The sequence below is a fragment of the Pseudomonas sp. 9Ag genome (genome assembly GCF_902506445.1).
GTDB classification, from domain to species: Bacteria; Pseudomonadota; Gammaproteobacteria; order Pseudomonadales; family Pseudomonadaceae; genus Stutzerimonas; species Stutzerimonas stutzeri_AB.
Genome location: NZ_LR733836.1, coordinates 3,171,881 through 3,185,679, shown reverse-complemented (window position 1 = coordinate 3,185,679; position 13,799 = coordinate 3,171,881). Strand labels below are relative to the sequence as shown.

Here is a 13,799-nt window from a genome sequence, read left to right as displayed (position 1 = left end):
CAGGCCGTGACTCCTCGTGCCGAGCAGGTCGAAAGGGGTGCCGCCCGAGGGCAGCGATCGGATCGCAGGTGCGCTGGGCTGAGGGTGTGGGGGACGCTGTGATTCCGACCCCGCGCAACTCCAATCCGACCCTTTGAGCATCGCTGGGCCAAACGTTGCGGTTCCCACCACCTGGTCTGTCTGTCCCTGAAGGTGGGCCGCTTGGCTTGGCCAACGTGCTCGAAGGCTGAAGTTTCTGTTTAATCCTTGCGAATCGAGAAGTTGGCCATGTGCTCCAGCCCCTTGATCAGTGCCGAGTGGTCCCAGCCGTTGCCACCGATGGCTGCGCAGGTGCTGAAGACCTGCTGCGCGTTAGCCGTGTTGGGCAGGTTCAGGCCGAGCTCGCGGGCACCGGCCAAAGCCAGGTTCAAGTCCTTCTGGTGCAGGCTGATGCGGAAGCCCGGATCGAAGGTGCCCTTGATCATGCGCTCGCCATGCACTTCGAGAATCTTCGAACCGGCGAAACCGCCCATCAGTGCTTCGCGGACGCGGGCTGGGTCGGCACCGTTCTTCGCGGCGAACAGCAGGGCTTCGCCCACCGCCTGAATGTTCAGCGCCACGATGATCTGGTTGGCGACCTTGGCGGTCTGGCCGTCACCATTGCCGCCGACCAGGGTGATGTTCTTGCCCATGGCCTGGAACAGCGGCAGGGCGCGGGCAAAACTGTCCTCGCTACCACCCACCATGATCGACAGCGTTGCAGCCTTGGCACCAACTTCACCGCCAGAGACCGGCGCATCCAGGTACTGGGCGCCCGTGGCGTTGATCTTCTCGGCGAACGCCTTGGTGGCGCTGGGTGAGATCGAGCTCATGTCGATCACCAGCTTGTTCGGGCCGACGCCCTCGGCAATGCCGTTCTCGCGGAACAGCACGTCTTCGACATGTGGGGTGTCCGGCACCATGACGATGATGAACTCGGCTTCCTGCGCAACTTCTTTCGGATTGGCCAGGCCAACGGCGCCTGCTTCGAGCAGGGCGGCCGGGGCCGCATCGTGGTGCGTCGAAACAAAAAGGCTGTGGCCAGCTTTCTGCAGGTTCTGAGCCATGGGCAGACCCATGATGCCGGTACCGATAAATCCAATCTTAGCCATGAGGTTTTCTCCTTCGATTCGTTCAGGTCGGGTCAGATAGCGTTATGCGCTTTCATCCAGCCGAGGCCGGCCGCGGTGGTGGTGGCCGGCTTGTATTCGCAGCCAACCCAGCCCTGGTAGCCGATGCGGTCCAGGTGCTCGAACAGGAAGCGGTAGTTGATCTCGCCGGTTCCCGGCTCGTTACGGCCGGGGTTGTCGGCCAACTGCACATGGTTGATCGCCGCCAGATTGGTCTCGAGGGAGCGCGCCAGGTCCCCTTCCATGATCTGCATGTGATAGATGTCGTACTGCAGGAACAGGTTGGTGCTGCCGACCTTGTCGCGAATCTCCAACGCCTGCGAGCTGTTGTTGAGGAAGAAGCGCGGGATGTCGCGGGTATTGATCATCTCCATCACCAGGCGAATACCTTCGGCTTTGAGTTTCTTCGCCGCGTAACGCAGGTTCTCGATAAAGGTCATCTCCAGCTTGCCGAGATCGGCGCCCTTGGGGGCGATACCGGCCAGGCAGTTGATCTGGGTGTTGCCCAGGACCTTGGCGTAAGCGATGGCCTGGTCGACGCCGGCGCGAAATTCCTCGACCCGCTCCGGGTCACAGGCAATGCCACGGTCGCCACTGGCCCAGTCGCCGGCCGGCAGGTTGAACAGCACTTGGGTCAGGTTGTGGGCGTCCAGGCGCGCCTTGATCTCTTCGGCCGGGTAGTCGTAGGGAAAGAGGTACTCGACACCGCTGAAGCCGGCTTCGGCAGCGGCGGCGAAGCGGTCGAGGAAATCCATCTCGGTAAACAGCATGGACAGGTTGGCGGCAAAGCGGGGCATGGGTGGTTCTCCTTTTTTGTCTGTAGGGACAATCCGGTGATGCTCGTGGTGGTTGCGCGACGCGCAGCCATCCGGGGTGTTGCGTTTGCGGTGGATATGCTTCGCGATATCCACCCTACGAGCCCGAGCTGTTCCTGCCGTAGGGTGGAAGACGGCGAAGCCTCTTCCACGCGTTGGTGGCAGGTCGCGCTCGGTGTAACGATCAATCCAACAACGCGACCGCAGTCGGTGCGTCTTCCCGGCCCTCGGCCAGCGGCTCGAATTCGTTGATGGCGTCGATCTCGGTGCCCATGGCGATGTTGGTGACGCGCTCAAGGATCACCTCGATCACCACCGGTACCTGGTGTTCGGCCATCCAGGCCTGGGCCTGGTCGATGGCGGGGCGCAGGTCTTCCTGCTTGAACACGCGGATCGCCTTGCAACCCAGGCCCTCGACCACCGCGACGTGGTCGACACCGTAACCTTCCATACCGGCCTGATCGGCATTGATGTTCTCGAAGCCCAGCTGCACGCAGTAATCCATCTCGAAGCCGCGCTGCGCCTGGCGGATCAGGCCGAGGTAGGCGTTGTTCACCAGAATGTGGATGTAGGGCAGCTTGAACTGCGCCCCCACCGCGAGCTCCTCGATCATGAACTGGAAGTCGTAGTCGCCCGAAAGCGCCACCACCTTGCGCGTTGGGTCCGCGGCGACTACACCTAGCGCGGCCGGAATGGTCCAGCCGAGCGGGCCGGCCTGGCCACAATTGATCCAATGGCGCGGCTTGTAGACATGCAGGAACTGCGCGGCGGCGATCTGCGACAGGCCGATGGTGCTGACGTAGCAGGCGTCACGGCCGAACGCGTTGTTCATGCACTGGTACACGCGCTGCGGCTTCATTGGCACCGAGTCGAAGTGCGTCTTGCGCAGCAGGGTGCGCTTGCGTTCCTGGCAGTCGGCGGCCCATGGCGTGCGATCCGGCAGCTGGCCGGCGGCCTTGCGCTCTTTGGCGACTTCGACGAACAGCTCCAGCGCGGCACCCGCATCGGACGTGATGCCGAAGTCCGGCGAGAACACCCGGCCGATCTGAGTCGGTTCGATATCCACGTGCACAAAGGTGCGGTCTTTGGTGTAGACATCGACCGAGCCTGTGTGGCGGTTGGCCCAACGGTTGCCGATGCCGAGCACGAAGTCAGAGGCCAGCATGTTGGCGTTGCCGTAGCGGTGGCTGGTCTGCAGCCCGCACATGCCCGCCATCAACGGATGGTCGTCGGGGATCGAACCCCAGCCCATCAGGGTCGGGATCACCGGCACGCCCACAGTCTCGGCGAAATCCACCAGCAAGGCTTCGGCACCGGCGTTATAGATGCCGCCGCCAGCGACGATCAGCGGACGCTCGGCGGCGCAGAGCATGTCGATGGCTTTCTCGATCTGCTTGCGGGTGGCGGCCGGCTTGTAAACGGAGAGCGGCTCGTAGGTGTCGACGTCGAATTCGATCTCGGCCATCTGCACGTCGAACGGCAGGTCGATCAATACCGGGCCGGGGCGACCGGAGCGCATGACGTGGAATGCCTGTTGGAATACGCGCGGCACCAGTGCCGGCTCACGCACGGTCACGGCCCACTTGGTCACCGGCTTGGCGATGGACTCGATGTCCACGGCCTGGAAGTCTTCTTTGTAGAGGCGAGCACGCGGCGCCTGGCCGGTGATGCAGAGGATCGGTATCGAGTCGGCCCAGGCCGAGTAAAGGCCGGTGATCATGTCGGTACCGGCCGGGCCCGAAGTGCCGATGCACACGCCGATGTTGCCGGCCTTGGTGCGGGTGTAACCCTCGGCCATATGCGAAGCGCCTTCGACGTGGCGAGCCAGAATGTGACGGATGCTACCGTCGGCACGCATGGCGGAATACAGCGGGTTGATCGCGGCGCCGGGGATGCCGAAGGCGGTATCAATCCCTTCCTTGCGTAACACCGCTACGGCGGCATCGATTGCTCTCATTCGGGGCATGGTCGTTCCTCCTGACTCTTAGAATTGTTCACGATCTGCTGCGCGTCGGCCCTGCTGCGTTAAAACCAGGCTCGGAATGCTCATTTGCACCAGCAAACTCCGCTTCCTCGCCTGCTTTTGCCTTGCAGGTCTCTAGCTCGCTAGATCGTGGCTGTCTTTTTATTCAATAGTTTTTATACGTGGCCCAAGCATGAAGGGCTGGCCGGAACGAGGGAATTGGCAGAAACTTCAGTTCTGTCGATATCAGGAGTATCGAATGGATCGCTACACAACCTTGCACAGCTTCGTTCTGGTGGCTGAAAACGGCAGCTTTGCCGCCGCTGCGCTGAAGGAAGGCGTAACGCCGGTGGTCATGGGGCGCCGGCTCGATGCGCTGGAACGGCACCTGGGCGTCAAGCTGATGCACCGCTCGACGCGCGGGCTGGCGCTGACCGACCTCGGCGAGCAATACCTCGAGCGCGCCCGAGGGTTGCTCAAGGATTTCGACGAAGCCGATGCCAGCATCAGCCATGACCGCACCTCGGTGCGCGGGCACCTGGTGATATCGGCGCCCGCGGCATTTGGACGTCGGCACATCGGCCCGCACGCGCCGGCGTTCCAGGCGCGCTATCCGGACCTGCAGCTGTCCTTCAACTTCACCGACAGCGTGGTCGATCTGGTGCGCCACGGTTACGACATGGGCATCCGCATCGGCGAGGTGACCGACCCGAACTACGTTGCCGTCAAACTGTTCCCCAATCGGCGTGTGGTCTGTGGCTCGCCGGACTACTTCGAGCGCCAGGGCGTACCGCGCACGCTGGAAGATCTGGCGCGACACAATTGCCTGGCGTTCAACCTGCAAGGCGGGCAGCAGCGCGGCTGGACCTTTTTGCGGGACGGCAAACAGGTGGCGGTGCGGGTGGCGGGGAATCTCGACTGCAACGACGGTGAGCTCTTGTTCGACTGGGTCAAGCAGGGCCTCGGCATCGGTTGGCGCTCGACCTGGGAAATCCAGGCCGAGCTCAAACGCGGCGAGCTGGTGACGGTGCTCGACGAGTACGCCTTGCCGGCCTATGACATCCAGGCGGTGTATCCGCAGCAGCGTTATCTGCCGGCCAAGGTCCGCTTCTTCATCGATTATCTGAAGCAGATCTACAACGCGCCGGGCTACTGGGAGGTGCGTTGAGTCGAACCACGTCGGTCTGCGTCTGGTCGTAGGGTGGATGTCGCGAAGCACATCCACGCGCTGCGGCCGTCAAACAATCGCAGGCTATCGTCAGAGGTGCCCAGTGGATCAACTGAAAATCGCCACCTTCAACATCAACGGCATCCGTGCCCGTCGAACCAACCTGCTCGAATGGTTGGAGCGCGAACAGCCGGACGTGGTGTGCTTGCAGGAGCTGAAGGCGCAGGACGCCGATTTCCCAATCGATGACATTCGCGCGGCCGGTTACGGCGCCATCTGGCAGGGGCAGAAGTCATGGAACGGGGTAGCGATCCTGGCCAAGGGCGACGACCCGCTGGAAATCCGCCGCGGCTTACCGGGCGATCCGGACGATACCCACAGTCGTTATCTCGAAGCCGCCGCCCATGGGGTGATCGTCGCCTGCCTCTATTTGCCCAACGGCAATCCGCAGCCGGGGCCGAAGTTCGATTACAAGCTGAGCTGGTTCGAACGTTTCATCGAGCACGCCGCCGGCCTGTTCGCCAACGGCCATCCGGTGATACTGGCCGGTGACTACAACGTGGTGCCCACCGACGAGGACATTTACAATCCGAAATCTTGGCGAAAGGATGCGCTGTTGCAGCCGGAAAGCCGCGCATGCTTCGAGCGCCTTCTGGCGCAGGGCTGGACCGACGCTCTGCGCGCCAAGTACCCGGACGAGCGCCTCTATACCTTCTGGGATTATTTCCGCCAGCACTGGCAAAAGAACTCCGGGCTACGCATCGATCATCTATTGCTGAGCGCTGATCTGGCGCCGCGACTGGTCGATGCCGGGGTGGATCGCTGGGTGCGTGACCAGGAACACGCCAGCGACCACGCGCCGACCTGGATAACCCTTCGTGGTGAGGCTGTGCAGGACGAGTCTGAAAAACCGGCCAGGCGCAGCAAGGCCAAGAGCACTGCCAAGTAACTTCACTGGCGCCGGATTAAAGGTTCGGCGCCCATCCGTTTTCACTGGAGCCGCTAGCTGCATGCACCGCCGTCGTCGTGCTCCCGTCTGGATAGCCACCTTCGCCGTCCTGTTGCATCTGTGCTCGATGCCGCTGATGGCTGCGCATATGCGGGCCACCGCTATGGCAGGTGGGCATGATGCGATGGGCCAGTCGGGCCAGCACCATGCGGTGAAGGTAGACCAGCATCACGGTCATGCCAGCGAGCCCGCGCCGGCGCAGAGTCATCATCAGGGTATGCCTTGCTGCTGTGCCGCGGGGTCGGCCTCGCTGGCAGCTATTCCAGCCGGCTCGCCAGTATTGCTTCATCCTCGGCTGGTGCCGATCGGCAACTTGCCTTCGGTCACCGCACCGCTGTTATCGCCGCGATATCGCTGGCCGAGCCTGAACCCCCGCGCCTCTCCTTTCGCTTGATCGATCAAGTGTTGTCTGTCTGGTAGCCGCCGGTGGTTGCGTTCGCGCCGCTGTTGGTTGCTGGCCCTTGCTGCTGGCCTGTTTCCCGGCCGGCAGCGCGAAAATACGGCCCCGCCTTTGTAGCCGCGAGCTTGCTCGCGATCTGATCCATTGCTGCGCCATTGATCGCAGCAATCTGGCTCTTACAGAGAAGCTGCTGCCGTTTCGATCGAGTAAGTAGTTATGACTTCAAGTGTCGCTGGCGCCCACCCTGAGGCGCCACTCCTGGCTTCCCGAACACAGCACCCAATGCTGGCGTTATTGATTCGTTTGCATCTGTACGTCGGGCTGCTGGTCGGCCCGTTCATCTTTGTTGCTGCCTTGAGCGGCCTGGTCTATGCGTTGACAACGCAGCTAGAGGACCGGCTGTACGCCGAGCAGCTCTACAGCGACAGCAGCGGTACGCCGCAGCCACTGGCTCGGCAGATCGAGGCGGCCCAGACCTATATTGGCGAAGCGGCGACGCTGTCGGCGGTACGTCCGGCACCGCAACCGGGCAGGACTACGCGCGTAATGTTCCAGGCGCCAGGCCTTGGCGCGTCGGAAAGTCGCGCCATATTCATCGACCCGGTTACAGCTGAGATTCGGGGCGACCTGCTCGTCTACGGCACAAGCGGCGTGCTGCCGTTGCGCACATGGCTCGATCAGTTTCACCGCAGCCTGCTGCTTGGCGAGCCAGGGCGGTTGTACAGCGAGCTGGCAGCGTCCTGGTTGTGGGTCGCAGCACTGGGTGGCTTTGCGTTGTGGTACATCCGGCGGCGGCGCGGCGGAGGTCCGGTGCGCTCAAAAGGGCTGCGACGTTGGCACGCCACGCTCGGTTTGTGCCTGCTGATCGGGTTGCTGTTCTTCTCCGCGACGGGTCTGACCTGGTCGCGATGGGCCGGCGGCAACATCGGTGTTGCGCGAGCCGCACTGGGCATGTCGACCCCGAGCGTCTCGACCGCCTTGGATGGCGAAACGGCTGCACCTGCGGGCGAACATGCACACCACACCGGAATGGCCATGTCGGCGCCCCGGGTGGCAGCGCCGGAGATGTTCGATCAAGTCCTTAGCGCGGCCAGAGCGAGCGGAATAGAGGCTGGCAAGGTCGAGATCGTCCCGGCTGCCGGGCCCGATCGCGCCTGGACGGTGACTGAAATCGACCGCAGCTGGCCCACTCAGGTCGATGCCGTCGCTGTCGATCCGCGCACTTTGGGCATCACGGATCGGATTGATTTCGCGACCTTCCCCATTGCAGCCAAGCTAACGCGCTGGGGCATCGATGCACATATGGGTTCGCTGTTCGGTCTGGCTAACCAGTTGTTGCTTGCCGTCACGGCGCTCGGCTTGGCGTTCCTGGTGGCCTTCGGTTACCTCATGTGGTGGCGACGCCGCGGGCAGCGCCGAGCTGGTCGGCTGGGGGTGGTCGCAGTTCTGCGCGGTCTGTCGCCACCTGTGCGCTGGGCCACGCTCGCCGTGGCGCTGCTGTTTGGCTATTGCCTGCCGGTTCTGGGCGGCAGTCTTCTGTTGTTCCTGGTAAGCGAGTTCGTTCTGGCAACGCCCTGGCGTTACCGGCCCGACGCGGCTCGGCGGGATGCCTGACTTCAGCGTCCGATAGACTATCGCTGCGATTTTTGTGCCGATCGTCGGCGAAAGTACAGCGTCCGCGTTTGTATCAGTAGTATCGGGTCAGCTGTTCAGGAAGTCGGCCCAGGAAGGGGGCGGCTTCTAAATATTTTGGGTTCGGTCACTCGGCAAGACATGGCTGCCGTAGTGAGGGAGGGAGTCCATGTCTGACGATGTAAAGCCGAATCAAGCTGACCGTTTCACGGTTATCGACGATCCGGTATCGATCCTGCTTCGCCTTGAGGGTACGAATCTTTCACTCAGCGAAATGCTGACCGAGGCGCTTCATGCGGTGCGCATGCATCTGGGTATGGATGTAGCGTTTATCAGCGAGTTTCGCGGCGGAAGCCGGGTGTTTCGCTACCTTGATGGCAACTTCGTGCCACTGCAGCTCGCCATTGGCGGGTCAGATCCGCTGGAAGACAGCTACTGTCAGCGTGTGCTGGACGGACGCCTGCCGGAGTTGATCCAGGACGCGGCGCTCTTGCCCGAAGCCCTTGCCATGCCAGTGACCAAGGCCCTGCCGGTTGGCGCGCATCTCAGCGTGCCGCTGCGCTTCAGCGATGGTCGCCTCTACGGCACTTTCTGCTGTTTCAGCACGACCTCTGACGGCACGCTCAATGAGCGCGATTTGAACACCTTGAGGCTGTTTGCCGCATTCGCCGGGCGGTTGCTCGAGCGGCATGCGCTCAGCGAGATGCGCTATGCCGAAATCCATAGTCGCATCCGTTCGGTGCTGGAAGAACGGACGTACTCGGTGGTCTATCAACCGATCATTCATCTGCTCGAAAACCGGATCGTCGGGTATGAAGCCTTGGCGCGCTTCAGCGCAACGCCAGCGCGAACGCCCGATCTGTGGTTCGCCGAAGCGGCATCGGTCGGTCTGCAAGCAGAACTGGAAATTGCTTTGGTCGAGGAGGCGCTCAAAGGGCTCGCCTTTCTGCCGGACCAGACCTACATGTCCTTGAACGTCTCGCCAGCCACGGTGCTGACGGGGTCGCTCGCAGCGGCGCTCGCGCATCAGCCGCTTGACCGGTTGATCCTTGAGATAACCGAGCATGTGTCCATCGGCGACTATGAGATTGTCGCCAATGTCCTCGAACCACTTCGAGAGCAGGGGTTGCGACTGGCGGTGGATGATGCAGGAGCTGGATTTGCCAGCTTCCGTCACATCCTCAAGCTCAAGCCGGACGTGATAAAGCTGGACGGCAGCTTGATCCGTAACATCGATAGCAGCACCGGTTGCCGCGCCCTGGCGGCCGCACTGATTCGCTTCGCGGAAGAAACGGGCAGCAAGGTCGTGGCCGAGTGCATCGAAACCGAAGCGGAGTTGGCAGTACTGCGCGAACTCAAGGTAAACAAGGCGCAAGGTTTTCTGCTTGGTCGCCCGGCCCCCATCACCACACCGGTTTCCAGCGCCTTCGATGGATCGTTCATCGTCCGTTGAGGCGTGATCTGGCGCGGCTCAGGACTTGCCCTGCCAACCGCCGCCGAGCACCTGGTACAGCGTGATAAGGGCATTGAGCTGGCGCTCACGCAGCTGCACTGTAGCCAGTTCGGTATTGAACAGGTTGCGCTGGGCATCGAGGGTTTCCAGATAGGACGAGTACCCCGCGCGGTAGCGGTCTTCAGCATAGATCAGCGAGCGCCCCAGCACGGCACGGCGGGCTGCAACGCGTTCGAGCTGATAGCGCAGGTTGTCGACCGCCGACAGGCTGTTCTCCACTTCGCTGAAGGCCTCGAGAGCGGCGGCGCGGTAGGCGAATGCGGCCTGGTTACGCTGCGCCACCGCGATGTTTACCCCAGCCTCAAGCCTTCCGGCATCGAAGATCGGGGCGAGCACACTGGCACCGATATCCCAAACCCGCACCGGGTCGTAGTCCAGCGAATTGACGAACAGGCGGCCGAGGCTTGCCGACAGCTGTACCTGCGGCAGAAAGCGGTCGCGCTGGGCCTGCAGGTTGAGCTTGCTCGCAGCCAGGAGCAGCTCGGCCTGCTGGATGTCCGGGCGACGACGCAACAGTGACGAGGGCAGCACACCGGGAACCGGAGGCGGCTCGATCGCCAGCAGCCCGGCACCGCGCTCGACGTCGCCGGGCATCCGGCCGGTCAGCAGGCGCAGGGCGTTCTCCTGTTCACGAATGGCTTGCTGCAATTGCGGCAGCAGCTCGGCGGCCGCTTCGTATTCCGATTGCGCCTGGGTGAGCTCGAGTTGCGAGGTATAACCGAGGCTGGCGCGGTCTTTGGCCACGCGGAATGCCTGCAGTCTGGAGTCCACCGTTTCACGCGTGATGTAGAGCTGACGGTCTAGGGACAGCAGTGACACATAGGCGCGAGCGGTGGTAGCGGCTACGGCCAAGCGCACAGCATTGCGCTCTGCCTCGGTGGCTTGGTACTGCAGCTCCGCCGCTTCGCGTAGACGGCGCAGGCGGCCCCAGAGGTCTACTTCATAGGAGACCTGGAGCGCGGGCTGCACAGCGGTGGTATGGGCGATGCCGAGAACACTCAGCTCGCGGGTACGCTGCGCGCCCAGAGCGGCGTCGAGCGAGGGAAGCAGCGCGGCACGGGATAGCTGAATCTGCTGGCGCGCTTGCTCGACTCGCGAGGCAGCGCTCAGCACATCGGTGTTGCTGGCCAGTGCGGCCTCGACCAGTGCTGACAGGTGTGGATCACCGAAGGCTTTCCACCACGTCGCGGAGAGGGCGACCGTTGCGGCGGGGTCGCGCCATTCGGACGGTGGCGTGAAGGTGGCTTCCGGCGGCAGCGGCTGACGTGGCGGCATGCAGCCTGCGGTCAATGCCAGCAGGGCGGCGGCCAACAGTTGGGGCAGGGCACGGAACAGGCCTGTCATCGTGCGCCTTCGTCCACAGGACGATCCCCTAAAGGTGCGGCGGTGTCGACGTGCGTAACCACCGACAGCCCCGGCCGCAGTCGCTTCGCCAATGGCTGGCCCGGATCGATGGAAATGCGCACCGGCACCCGCTGGACCACCTTGGTGAAATTGCCGGTGGCGTTGTCTGCTCGCAGCACGCTGAATTCCGAGCCGGTAGCGGGCGCCAGCCGCTGCACGTGACCGCTCAGGCGCGCACCGTCGAGGGCGTCGACTTCGATCTCGACCGGCTGGCCCGGCCGCATGGCGAAGGTCTGGGTTTCCTTGTAATTGGCAATTACCCAGAGTTGTTCCGGAACCAGATAAAGCAGCTGCGAACCGGCCGTGACGTATTGGCCCTGCCGCACCGTCACTTCGCTCACCTGACCGTCGCGCGGTGCCTGGATGACGGTGTTGTCCAGGTCGATCCGCGCCCGTTGCAGCGCTGATTCGGCGATGTCCACCTGCGCCTGCAAACCACCACGGGAGACCTCACTGGCCTTCAGCGTCTGCTCAGCGATGGCGATTGCTGCGCGGGCCTGTTTGACGGCGGCGGTCGCGGCGCGCGCACCGGCGCGGATCTGGTCTCGCTCACGGACGGACACCGAACCCCGCTCGGCCAGCTCGTTGACCCGCTTTTCATCGGCCAGCGCGCGCTGCAATTCGGCTTCGGCAGAAGCCAACTCGGCGCGCCGCGAGGCCAGCGTCGCCCGGTTCGAGGCCAGCGTCTGCTCCAGATTTTCCAGGTCGAATCGGCGGGCCGCGAGTTCGGCTTTGCGCTGTTCGACCAGCTGGCGATACTGGCGATCGTCGATGCGCACCAACGGCTGACCCTTCGCGACTTGCTCGAAATCCTGCACCTGCACTTCGGTCACATAGCCGTTGACCTGCGGCGCCAGCACCGTGATTTGCCCGCGCACATAGGCGTTTTCGGTGACAGCCAAGCGACCGCTGAACGGCCACAGCTGCCACGCATAGAGAATCGCCAGCACTCCGGCCAGCGCCACCAGCACCATCAGCAGCACCGAGCGGCGGCTCGGTTTGATGGTTTTCGGCGGGTCGTCGGGCGCGGGGCCGGCATCGGTCGCGGCAGCGGATGGCTGGGGAGGCTGAGCCGTCTGCAGGTTTTCCGGGTCCTCGGATTGGGGGCGTTCACTCATGGAGGGGCAGCGTTCCTGTTTTGCTGCGCAATGCGCAGGGTGCGATAGAGCGTCCAGCCGAACACGCCAATGGACAGCATGCCGATCAGCCGGAATATATCGTTGAACGCCAGCACGTTGGCTTCGCGGGTAACCGCCTGGCTCAGTTGCGCCGCGCTCTGCGCCTGGCGCAAGGCGGGATCGGACTGCCGCGGCGCCAACGCCTGGCCGTGTGCCTGCAAGCGAGCCGCGACCCTCGGGTCACCCGGCACCACCTGCTCGGTGAGATGATTGGAATGATACTTCTCGCGCATGACCTGATAGGTGCCGAACAAGGCCGGTGCCGCCAGCCCGCCGAGGCTCTGGGTCATGGTGAACAAGACGATGAAGGTGACCAGATAGTTCGGTCCGTTGCGCAAGGCGCGGCCGATCCCGGTGATCAACAAGGGGCCGAGAAACAGGCCGCTGGCGAACGCCAGCAGGCCCTGGCTGAGAAACATGTCGTGCGGACGCGTCAGGTTGGTGGCATCGATATCGAGAAAGCTGGCAATCGCGATCAGCACGATCGACAGCAGGATCTGCGGAAAGGCCATGGCCGGGCTGAAGGTCATCGCACTGCCGGCAATGCCCATGACCAGGCCAAGCAGGATTACCGCATACAAGGGCTGCAACTGTTCGGTGCCCATGCCGAGGGTCTGCAGCAGCCCGACGGCGCCGTAGGTCTGCTCGGACAACAGCAGCCGAAGAGCCAGGGCGCCAAAAGCGAAGCGCAGCATCTCGGCGGTGCCCAGCCAGCGGGTATGCAGCAAGGGGTTGCGCCGGTGGTGCTCGATCATGAACGCCGCGCAAATCAACAGCAGCGCAGCGATCAGCGCATAGGCCAACCAGGGTTGCTCGGTCCACCAGAGGATGCGGCCCTGGGTCAGCACTGCAGCAATCAGTGCCAGTGCCGGGGCCAGCAGGGCGAAGGTGAGAAAGTCCAGTGGCTCGAAGACCTTGATGCGCTCGCCCAGCGGCAGCTTGAGCACAACCACCGCGGCCAGCGAGCAAAGCGCCAGACCGCTCTCAAACACATAAAGGCGATGCCACTCGCCCATTTCCAGCAGGGCCGGAGACATCAGCCAGGCCAGCGGTGTGCCCAACTGGGAAATGCCGAAGCCGAGAATCACCGCCTTCGGCAGATCCACCTTGCGAAACGCCTGCAGCATGTAGAACAGGCCCAGGGAAGAGGTGGTCGCAGCCGCCAGGCCACTGGCTGCGCGGACGAACACGGCCATCTCGAACCCTTCGACGAACACATGGGCGACGCTCAGTGCTGCGTACAGGGTGAGGCCGATCTCGGCGAACCGGCGCAGCCCGTATTGCTGGCGAAACTTGATCATCAGCAGGTTGGCGGAAACGCTGACCATGAAATAGGCGGCTGGCAACCAGGCGGCTTGCGAGGGCGTCAGGGCGAGGTCGCCCTGGATGCTGGGCAGGTTGGCGATGAACAGCGCGTTGCCCAGGCCGCCGGTAATGCCGACCAGCACGGCGACGCAGGCATAGGCGATGCGCAGCGGCATGGGATGCAGCAGGATCGCTGGCGATCCGGGCATCGAGGGGCGTTCTTCGGGTGCCCAGCGAGGAACCGGGGCGAGGTATTGCGGCATT

General features: G+C 63.3%; 11 protein-coding genes. 5 read left to right on the top strand and 6 right to left on the bottom strand.

The window, feature by feature from the left end; translation table 11 throughout:
- Positions 1–239: 239 nt before the first annotated feature.
- From ALTERO38_RS14385 to gcl, 3 genes are all read right to left on the bottom strand, one after another.
- Positions 240–1,130, bottom strand: a complete 891-nt coding sequence (locus ALTERO38_RS14385; RefSeq protein ID WP_159968796.1) for a 2-hydroxy-3-oxopropionate reductase — start codon at positions 1,128–1,130, stop codon at positions 240–242.
- A gap of 32 nt (positions 1,131–1,162) precedes the next feature.
- Positions 1,163–1,945 carry a hydroxypyruvate isomerase gene (gene hyi / locus ALTERO38_RS14380; protein ID WP_159968795.1) on the bottom strand — a complete coding sequence of 261 codons (783 nt, stop codon included), beginning with the start codon at positions 1,943–1,945 and terminating at the stop codon, positions 1,163–1,165.
- Between the two features lie 202 nt (positions 1,946–2,147).
- Positions 2,148–3,929: a glyoxylate carboligase gene (gene gcl / locus ALTERO38_RS14375; RefSeq protein WP_159968794.1), complete on the bottom strand. Its 1,782-nt coding sequence runs from the start codon at positions 3,927–3,929 to the stop codon at positions 2,148–2,150.
- Between the two features lie 256 nt (positions 3,930–4,185).
- On the opposite strand from gcl, the gene ALTERO38_RS14370 reads away from it, so the two are divergent.
- The 5 genes from ALTERO38_RS14370 (at position 4,186) to ALTERO38_RS14350 (ending at position 9,588) form a co-directional block, all read left to right on the top strand.
- Positions 4,186–5,094 carry a LysR family transcriptional regulator gene (locus tag ALTERO38_RS14370; RefSeq protein WP_102835810.1) on the top strand — a complete coding sequence of 303 codons (909 nt, stop codon included), beginning with the start codon at positions 4,186–4,188 and terminating at the stop codon, positions 5,092–5,094.
- 103 nt (positions 5,095–5,197) lie between these two features.
- The gene (xth, locus tag ALTERO38_RS14365) at positions 5,198–6,043 is read left to right on the top strand and encodes an exodeoxyribonuclease III (RefSeq protein ID WP_159968793.1); all 846 of its coding nucleotides are present in this window, start codon (positions 5,198–5,200) and stop codon (positions 6,041–6,043) included.
- A 61-nt stretch (positions 6,044–6,104) separates the two neighbouring features.
- Positions 6,105–6,497 carry a DUF2946 domain-containing protein gene (locus tag ALTERO38_RS21835; protein ID WP_159968792.1) on the top strand — a complete coding sequence of 131 codons (393 nt, stop codon included), beginning with the start codon at positions 6,105–6,107 and terminating at the stop codon, positions 6,495–6,497.
- Between the two features lie 222 nt (positions 6,498–6,719).
- The gene (locus ALTERO38_RS14355) at positions 6,720–8,117 is read left to right on the top strand and encodes a PepSY domain-containing protein (protein ID WP_159968791.1); all 1,398 of its coding nucleotides are present in this window, start codon (positions 6,720–6,722) and stop codon (positions 8,115–8,117) included.
- A 187-nt stretch (positions 8,118–8,304) separates the two neighbouring features.
- Positions 8,305–9,588, top strand: coding sequence for an EAL domain-containing protein (locus ALTERO38_RS14350; RefSeq protein ID WP_159968790.1), 1,284 nt, complete (start codon positions 8,305–8,307; stop codon positions 9,586–9,588).
- Positions 9,589–9,606: 18 nt separating this feature from the next.
- On the opposite strand, the gene ALTERO38_RS14345 is transcribed toward ALTERO38_RS14350, so the two are convergent.
- The 3 genes from ALTERO38_RS14345 to ALTERO38_RS14335 are packed head-to-tail and all read right to left on the bottom strand — an operon-like array spanning position 9,607 to position 13,744.
- On the bottom strand, positions 9,607–10,992 hold the full coding sequence (locus ALTERO38_RS14345; RefSeq protein WP_159968789.1) for an efflux transporter outer membrane subunit: 1,386 nt from the start codon (positions 10,990–10,992) through the stop codon (positions 9,607–9,609).
- On the bottom strand, positions 10,989–12,170 hold the full coding sequence (locus ALTERO38_RS14340; protein WP_159968788.1) for an HlyD family secretion protein: 1,182 nt from the start codon (positions 12,168–12,170) through the stop codon (positions 10,989–10,991). Before ALTERO38_RS14340 ends, ALTERO38_RS14345 begins: the two co-directional genes overlap by 4 nt.
- Positions 12,167–13,744, bottom strand: a complete 1,578-nt coding sequence (locus tag ALTERO38_RS14335; RefSeq protein WP_159968787.1) for an MFS transporter — start codon at positions 13,742–13,744, stop codon at positions 12,167–12,169. Before ALTERO38_RS14335 ends, ALTERO38_RS14340 begins: the two co-directional genes overlap by 4 nt.
- Positions 13,745–13,799 lie beyond the last annotated feature (55 nt).

Coding starts and splice junctions, on each gene's coding strand:
- ALTERO38_RS14355 (WP_159968791.1), top strand. CDS start 6,720: ATGACTTCAAGTGTCGCTGGCGCCCACCCTGAGGCGCCACTCCTGGCT.
- ALTERO38_RS14335 (WP_159968787.1), bottom strand. CDS start 13,744: ATGCCCGGATCGCCAGCGATCCTGCTGCATCCCATGCCGCTGCGCATC.
- ALTERO38_RS21835 (WP_159968792.1), top strand. CDS start 6,105: ATGCACCGCCGTCGTCGTGCTCCCGTCTGGATAGCCACCTTCGCCGTC.
- hyi (WP_159968795.1), bottom strand. CDS start 1,945: ATGCCCCGCTTTGCCGCCAACCTGTCCATGCTGTTTACCGAGATGGAT.
- gcl (WP_159968794.1), bottom strand. CDS start 3,929: ATGCCCCGAATGAGAGCAATCGATGCCGCCGTAGCGGTGTTACGCAAG.
- ALTERO38_RS14350 (WP_159968790.1), top strand. CDS start 8,305: ATGTCTGACGATGTAAAGCCGAATCAAGCTGACCGTTTCACGGTTATC.
- ALTERO38_RS14385 (WP_159968796.1), bottom strand. CDS start 1,130: ATGGCTAAGATTGGATTTATCGGTACCGGCATCATGGGTCTGCCCATG.
- ALTERO38_RS14345 (WP_159968789.1), bottom strand. CDS start 10,992: ATGACAGGCCTGTTCCGTGCCCTGCCCCAACTGTTGGCCGCCGCCCTG.
- ALTERO38_RS14340 (WP_159968788.1), bottom strand. CDS start 12,170: ATGAGTGAACGCCCCCAATCCGAGGACCCGGAAAACCTGCAGACGGCT.
- ALTERO38_RS14370 (WP_102835810.1), top strand. CDS start 4,186: ATGGATCGCTACACAACCTTGCACAGCTTCGTTCTGGTGGCTGAAAAC.